Genomic DNA, 7,101 nt, shown 5'->3' on the forward strand with positions numbered 1-7,101 from the left:
TCCGCCCCTTGCCCCCTTTTTGGGGGCTTCGCCCCCTTGCCCCCCTTGGGCCTTTGAGCCCCTGGGATTTACAGGACGGCTATTAGGCGCTTGCGCTCGAACTCGGTGACCTGGCGGCGGTACTCCTCCCACTCCGAGCGCTTGTTGCGGAGGAAGAAGTCGAACACATGCTCACCCAGCACGTCGGCCATCAGTTCGCTGCGCTCCATGGCGTGGATGGCCTCGTCCAGGCTTTGCGGGAGCGGCTGGATGCCCATGGCGCGGCGTTCGGCCGCGGTCAGCGCCCACACGTCGTCCTCGGCGCCCGGCGGCAGCTCGTAGCCCTCCTCGATGCCCTTCAGGCCGGCGCCGAGGATGGCGGCGAACGCCAGGTAGGGGTTGGCCGCCGTGTCCAGGGAGCGGAACTCGATGCGGGTCGCGTGTCCCTTGTGCGGCTTGTACATGGGGACGCGGACCAGCGCGGAGCGGTTGTTGTGGCCCCAGCAGATGTAGGAGGGGGCCTCGCCGCCGGCGCCCGCGGTGGAGCCGACCCCGCCCCACAGGCGCTTGTAGGAGTTCACGAACTGGTTGCACACCGCCGTCAGCTCGGCGGAGTGCCGCAGGATGCCGGCGATGAACGCGCGGCCGACCTTGGAGAGCTGGAATTCGGCGCCCGGCTCGTAGAAGGCGTTACGGTCGCCCTCGAACAGCGACATGTGGGTGTGCATGCCCGAGCCCGGGTGGTCGGTGAACGGCTTGGGCATGAACGAGGCGTACACGCCCTGCTCCAGCGCGACCTCCTTCATGACCAGGCGGAAGGTCATGATGTTGTCGGCGGTGGTGAGCGCGTCGGCGTAGCGCAGGTCGATCTCCTGCTGGCCGGGGGCTCCCTCGTGGTGGCTGAACTCCACCGAGATGCCCATCGACTCCAGCATCATGATCGCGTTGCGGCGGAAGTCGTGGGCGGCGCTGTGCGGGGTGTGGTCGAAGTAGCCGCCCGCGTCCACGGGTTCGGGCTCGCGCCCGTCCTCCGGCTTGTTCTTGAGCAGGAAGAACTCCACCTCGGGGTGGGTGTAGAAGGAGAACCCGAGGTCGCTGGCGCGGGCCAGCGCGCGCTTGAGGACGTAGCGGGGGTCGGCGAAGCTGGGCGTGCCGTCCGGCATCAGGATGTCGCAGAACATGCGGGCGACGCCGGGGGCCTCGCTGCGCCAGGGCAGCACCTGGAAGGTGGACGGGTCCGGCTTGGCGATCATGTCGGCCTCGTAGACCCGGGCGAACCCCTCGATCGCCGAGCCGTCGAAGCCGATGCCCTCGGCGAAGGCCCCCTCCAGCTCGGCGGGGGCCACGGCCACCGACTTCAGGAAGCCGAGCACGTCGGTGAACCACAGCCGGATGAAGCGGATGTCGCGCTCTTCCAGCGTGCGGAGCACGAACTCCTGCTGTCGGTCCAAGGCCATCTCCCTCGACGGTGCTCTTCGCAGTATGCCTTTCCGCTGTTACCGCAACGTTACAGCTCTCGTCCGCGTGCGCGAGCCGCGCTGCGGTTCCGACGCGACACCTGCGCTCATGTGCTGTTGCCGAGGCTACCCTTGCCCGGGACCCGGGCCGCCGCCGGGTCGAGGACGCGGGCGAGGAACGCGCGGGTCCGGTCGTGGCGGGGGGCGTCGATGACCTGGCTCGGCGGGCCCTCCTCGACGATGACGCCGTCGTCCATGAACACCACCCGATCGGCGACCTCGCGGGCGAAGCTCATCTCGTGCGTGACCACGAGCATGGTCATCCCGTCCTCGGCCAGTTCCCGCATCACGCCCAGGACGTCTCCGACCAGTTCCGGGTCGAGGGCGGAGGTGGGCTCGTCGAACAGCATGACCTCCGGGCCCATGGCCAGCGAGCGGGCGATCGCGACCCGCTGCTGCTGGCCGCCCGACAGCCGGGCCGGGTAGGAGGCCAGCTTGTCGGCCAGCCCGACCCGCTCCAGCACCTCCCGCGCGGTCCGCTCCGCCTCGGCCTTGCCGCGCCGCAGCACCTTGCGCTGCGCGATCGTGACGTTGCCGAGCGCGGTCAGGTGCGGGAACAGGTTGAAGGACTGGAACACCATGCCGATCCGGCGGCGCACCGCGTCGATGTCGACCTCCGGGTCGGTGACCTCCACGCCGGTGACCCGTACCGTCCCCGAGGAGGGCTCCTCCAGCAGGTTCACGCAGCGCAGCAGCGTGGACTTGCCCGAGCCGGACGGGCCGATCACGCAGACCACCTCGCCCGCGCGGACGTCCAGGTCGATGCCGCGCAGCACCTCGTTGGCGCCGAACGACTTGCGCAGGTCCGTGATCTCGATCGCCGTGCCGCTCATCGTCCCTCCCTTCGCCGCCGGGCCTCCAGCCGCCGGGCCAGCAGGCTCAGCGGGACGGTGAGCAGCAGGTAGCAGATCCCCGCCACGATGATCGGTGTGGTGTTGCCCTGCTGTCCCGCCAGGTCGCGCCCGAACTTGGTCAGCTCCCGCTGCTCCAGCGTGACGCCGAGGAAGAGCACCAGCGAGGAGTCCTTGCACAGCAGCACGAGCTGGTTGGTGAGCGGCGGGATGATGATGCGGAACGCCTGCGGGATGATGATCGAGCGCATCGCCCGGCCGTAGGACATGCCGAGCGAGCGGGCCGCCTCCAGTTGTCCGCGCGGCACCGCCTCGATGCCCGCCCTGATCGTCTCGGCCATGTACGCGGCGGCGGCCAGTCCCAGCGCCAGGCCCGCCTGCCCGGCGACGCCGCCGGGGACGTTGCTGCCCGGGAAGGCCAGCGGCACCCCGACGCTGACGAAGATGAAGATCAGCAGCAGGGGCAGGCCGCGGAACACCTCGATGTAGGCGGTCGCGAACCAGCGGTACGGGGCCGCCGGCGACAGCCTCATCAGCGCCAGCACCAGCCCGGCCGCCAGCCCGAACACGAAGCCCAGGCCGGTGTAGAGGGCGGTGTTGCGCAACCCGACGGTCAGGATGTCGGGGAACAGCTGTTCGGCCACGTCCCAGCTCGCGAAGTTGGCGCGCAGCTGCGGCCAGTCGGCCAGCAGGACGACCGCGAGCACGATCGCGACGAACAGGACGTACTGCAGGCCGAGGAAAAGCCGGCGGCGGCGCCGCGGGGACAGTCCCCTATGCGGCGCCGCCACCTCGCCCGTCGTCACGACGTGCTACCCGAGGGCGCCGGGCTCGCGCCGCCCTTCGGCATCGGGCCGATCCACTTCTCGTAGATGCGCTGGTAGGTCCCGTTGGCCTTGGACTCGGCGATCGCCTGGTTGGTGAGCTCCACGAGCTTGGGGTTGTGCCCCTTGCGGAACCAGAACCCGTACTGCTCGCCTGTGTCGAGGTTGGCCGCGAGCGTGAACCTCGCCTTGTCCGCCGGGTTCTTCAGCCAGTTCTGCACGACCGGGTAGTCCTGGACGATCACGTCCACCTGGCCGGTGCGCAGCGCGTCCAGCTCGGCCAGGGAGTTGTCGAACGAGCGCGGGTCCAGGCCCTTGCTCTTGACGAAGTCCTCGCCCGTGGTGGACGCCTGGGAGCCGAGGCGCAGCTTGCGGCCCTTGACGTCGTCCAGCGAGGTGATCCCCAGATCCTTCTTGGCCAGCAGCGCCTGCGTGGCGTCGAAGTAGGGCTGGGAGACGTCCATGAACTTCACCCGGTCCGGCTTGATCGTCATGCCGCCCATGACGATGTCGCACTTGCCGGCGTTGAGCGCCGACCCGGTCTTCATGGTCTCGAACGGGGTGTCGATGACCTTCTGGGTGACGCCCAGCTTCCTGGCCACCAGATCGACCATGTCCACGTCGAACCCGACGACCTTGCCGCCCTTCTCCTCCTGGAACGGGGGGTAGGGCAGGTGGGTGCACGACGTCAGCACACCCTTCTTGATCAGTTTGGCGCCCTGAACGGTGGCGCCCTCGTCACCGCCGCAGGCCGCGGCGGACGCCAGCGCCAGGACGAGCGCCGCGGCCACGGCGGCGGCACGCCCGGGAGATCGGAGCCGGCGGATGGCGGGTAGCTGCACGTTGTCCTCCAGTGATGATCGCGGGCTTGGGCACCGCGGTCGCGTCCCGCGGGGGGAACGTTCGGGCTCAAGCGTCCCATTCCCGAAACTTGACGTGGCGATCGCGGGTACGGCGGCGAGGGCTCACTAGCGTGAAGGCGTCGTGAACGCTTCGTTGTTGCTGTCGCTCGGCGAAAGGGCACCCGCCCTCGCCGCTCCGTCCGCCATGCGCCCGGACGCCTGGCGCCTGGGCGAGCGGGTGGACGCCTGGGCGCGGGGCCGCGGCCTGGTGCTGGGCGATCCGGACACCTCGCCGCTGGGCCGCGCGCGCTGCGAACGGCTGGCCGCGCGGCTGTTCCCCGCCGCGGACGCGGCCTCGGTGGAGCTGTTCGCGCGCTGGCTGACCTGGACGTTCGCCCTGGACGACGCCCTCGGCGAGGCGGCGGGCAGCGCCACCTCCGTCCACTCTGTGTACGACGACCTGCTGCGCGCGGTCAGGCGCGGGCAGACGGGCTCGGGGGCGCGCCCGCTGGAAAGCGCGCTGGTCGAGCTGTGGCGGGCCACGTCGGGAAGGATGAGCCGCGACTGGCGCCGCCGGTTCCTGTCCCATCTGGAGGAGCACCGCGAAGGCTGCTCACAGCAGGCCGTCCACCGCCGCACCCGGCACATGCCCGACCCGGAGGCGTATCCGGAGCTGCGCCGCCGCGCCGCCGCGCCCTTCCTGTTCGACCTGGTCGAGCCGGTCCTGGGCGTCGAGCTCCCCAACCGGCTGCTGGCGCTGCCCGCCTGGCAGGCGATGCGGGAGGACATCACGGACCTGATCACCTGGTCGAACGACATCGCGTCCTACCCCCGCGAGTCGGCGGCCGGGGACCCGCACAACCATGTCAGCGTGCTGGCCTCCGCGTACGGGCTGGACCCGGCCGAGTCCGCCGCGATGGTCGCCGACCGGATCGCCATCCGCGCCGACCAGGTGCGGTTCGCGTCCCGTGCGCTGGTACGCACCATCGCCCGGCTGGGCATGACCGAAGGCGAGCTCGACGCCGCCCACCAGGTCCTGCGGGTGCTCTTGGACGCGCCCCGCGCGCACATCGACTGGCTCGCCGAGTCCGGCCGCTACAGCGCGGACGGCGGCACCCCCAGCGGCGGCGACGGCTCCCGCCTGGACGGATTGGCCTCGCTGCGCTGGACCGGACCTTCGGCCGTGTGACACGAACCCCACTTCTCGTCATAATGACGATACCTTGAGGCCGATGTTCTAGGCTGGTGACCGTGGCACAACTCAGGATCGCTCTCGCTCAGGTGAACCCGACGGTCGGCGACCTGGAAGGCAACGCCGGCCTGATCGTCGACTGGACCCGGCGCGCGGAACGGGCCGGCGCGACCCTGGTCGCCTTCCCCGAGATGATGCTGACCGGCTACCCCGTCGAGGACCTGGCGCTGCGATCCTCGTTCGTCGAGGCGTCCCAGAACGCCCTCGAACGCGTGGCCCGCACCCTCGCCGACCAGGGCCTGGGCGACATCCCCGTCGTCACCGGCTACCTGGACCGTCGCCACGCCAGCATGGCGCGCCCCGGACTGCCCGCCGGCTCCCCCCTCGACGCCGCCGCCTGGCTCTACCAGGGCGAGGTCCTGGTCCGCTCCGCCAAGCACCACCTGCCCAACTACGGCGTCTTCGACGAGTACCGCATCTTCGTCCGCGGCGACACCCTGCCCGTCGTCCGCGTGCGCGGCGTGGACGTCGCGACCGTCATCTGCGAGGACCTGTGGCAGGACGGCGGCCCCGTCAGCGTCACCTCCACCGCCGACGCCGGGCTGCTGCTGGCCATCAACGCCTCCCCGTACGAGCGCAACAAGGACGACGTCCGCCTCCGGCTGTGCGCCGAACGCGCCCGCGAGGCCGGCTGCGCCCTCGCCTACGTCAACATGGTCGGCGGACAGGACGAACTCGTCTTCGACGGCGACTCCATCATCGTCGGCGCCGACGGGCGGCTGCTGACCCGCGCGCCCCAGTTCCACGAGCACCTGCTGGTGGCCGACCTGGACCTGCCCGCCGCCCCGCACGAACCCGTCACCGGACCCGTCAACGCGCTGGACGGCACCACGATCAGCATCGACCACCGCACGGTCTCCGAAGACCCCCTCCCCGCCTACGAGCCGAGTCCCCTCGTCCCCACACCACCACTCGACGACCCCGCCGAGGTGTACGGGGCGCTGGTCCTCGGCACCCGCGACTACGTCCGCAAGAACGGCTTCCGCTCGGTCATCCTCGGCCTGTCCGGCGGCATCGACTCCGCCCTCGTCGCCACCATCGCCGCCGACGCCATCGGCCCCGACCTGGTGCACGTCGTCCTGCTGCCCAGCCGCTACTCCACCGAAGGCTCCATCACCGACGCCGAGGAACTCGTCAAACGGCAGGGCCTGCACTCCAAAATCGTCCCCATCCGCGGCATGGTGGACGCGTTCGAGGCCGAACTCGACCTGCACGGCCTCGCCGAAGAGAACCTCCAGGCCCGCATCCGCGCCAACATCTGGATGGCCCTGTCCAACGAACACGGCCACCTCGTCCTCACCGGCGGCAACAAGAGCGAACTCGCCACCGGCTACTCCACCCTCTACGGCGACTCCGCGGGCGGCTTCGCCCCCATCAAGGACCTCACCAAGACGATGGTCTGGACCCTCGCCCGCTGGCGCAACGAACAGGTCGGCAAGGACGTCCCCTTCCTGCACCCCTACACCCAGGAACCCATCCCCGAAGCCATCATCGTCAAGGAACCATCCGCCGAACTACGCCCCGACCAGAAGGACCGCGACACCCTCCCGCCCTACGAGGTCCTCGACCCCCTCCTCGTCGACTACGTCGAACGCGACATGGGCCGCGACGCCCTGATCGCCGCAGGCCACGAACCCGCACTGGTCGAACGCGTCATCCGCCTGGTCGACCTCGCCGAATACAAACGCCGCCAATACCCACCCGGCCCCAAAATCACCCCAAAGAACTTCGGCCGAGACCGCCGCCTCCCCATCACCAACCGCTGGCGAGAGCAGTGTTGATTTTGCAGGCGCAAGCTGCGCTCGTCGCTGGCGCTCCTCGCTTGTTGCGCCTGCG

At 70.2% G+C, this 7,101-nt stretch carries 6 protein-coding genes; 2 read left to right on the forward strand and 4 right to left on the reverse strand.

The genetic code is table 11. From position 1 onward, the window contains the following. Positions 1-68 precede the first annotated feature (68 nt). The 4 genes from glnA to ACGWYJ_RS38305 form a co-directional block, all read right to left on the reverse strand. The gene (gene glnA / locus ACGWYJ_RS38290; protein WP_395111555.1) at positions 69-1,430 is read right to left on the reverse strand and encodes a type I glutamate--ammonia ligase; all 1,362 of its coding nucleotides are present in this window, start codon (positions 1,428-1,430) and stop codon (positions 69-71) included. A 113-nt stretch (positions 1,431-1,543) separates the two neighbouring features. Continuing rightward, positions 1,544-2,329 (reverse strand): amino acid ABC transporter ATP-binding protein, encoded by a 786-nt coding sequence (locus tag ACGWYJ_RS38295; protein ID WP_395111546.1) that lies wholly within the window; start codon positions 2,327-2,329, stop codon positions 1,544-1,546. Then, positions 2,326-3,153 (reverse strand): amino acid ABC transporter permease, encoded by an 828-nt coding sequence (locus ACGWYJ_RS38300; RefSeq protein WP_395111548.1) that lies wholly within the window; start codon positions 3,151-3,153, stop codon positions 2,326-2,328. The genes ACGWYJ_RS38295 and ACGWYJ_RS38300 overlap by 4 nt, the downstream gene beginning before the upstream one ends. Then, positions 3,150-4,013: a transporter substrate-binding domain-containing protein gene (locus ACGWYJ_RS38305; protein ID WP_395111549.1), complete on the reverse strand. Its 864-nt coding sequence runs from the start codon at positions 4,011-4,013 to the stop codon at positions 3,150-3,152. The genes ACGWYJ_RS38300 and ACGWYJ_RS38305 overlap by 4 nt, the downstream gene beginning before the upstream one ends. 142 nt (positions 4,014-4,155) lie before the next feature. On the opposite strand from ACGWYJ_RS38305, the gene ACGWYJ_RS38310 reads away from it, so the two are divergent. Both ACGWYJ_RS38310 and ACGWYJ_RS38315 read left to right on the forward strand, forming a co-directional pair. Continuing rightward, complete coding sequence (locus ACGWYJ_RS38310; protein WP_395111551.1) at positions 4,156-5,202, forward strand: terpene synthase family protein; 1,047 nt, start codon at positions 4,156-4,158, stop codon at positions 5,200-5,202. Between the two features lie 62 nt (positions 5,203-5,264). Beyond that, positions 5,265-7,046, forward strand: coding sequence for an NAD+ synthase (locus ACGWYJ_RS38315; RefSeq protein WP_395111553.1), 1,782 nt, complete (start codon positions 5,265-5,267; stop codon positions 7,044-7,046). Positions 7,047-7,101 lie beyond the last annotated feature (55 nt).

Origin of the sequence: Actinomadura sp. SCN-SB, from assembly GCF_043906805.1 — a bacterium.
In the GTDB taxonomy this organism is placed as follows: domain Bacteria; phylum Actinomycetota; class Actinomycetes; order Streptosporangiales; family Streptosporangiaceae; genus Spirillospora.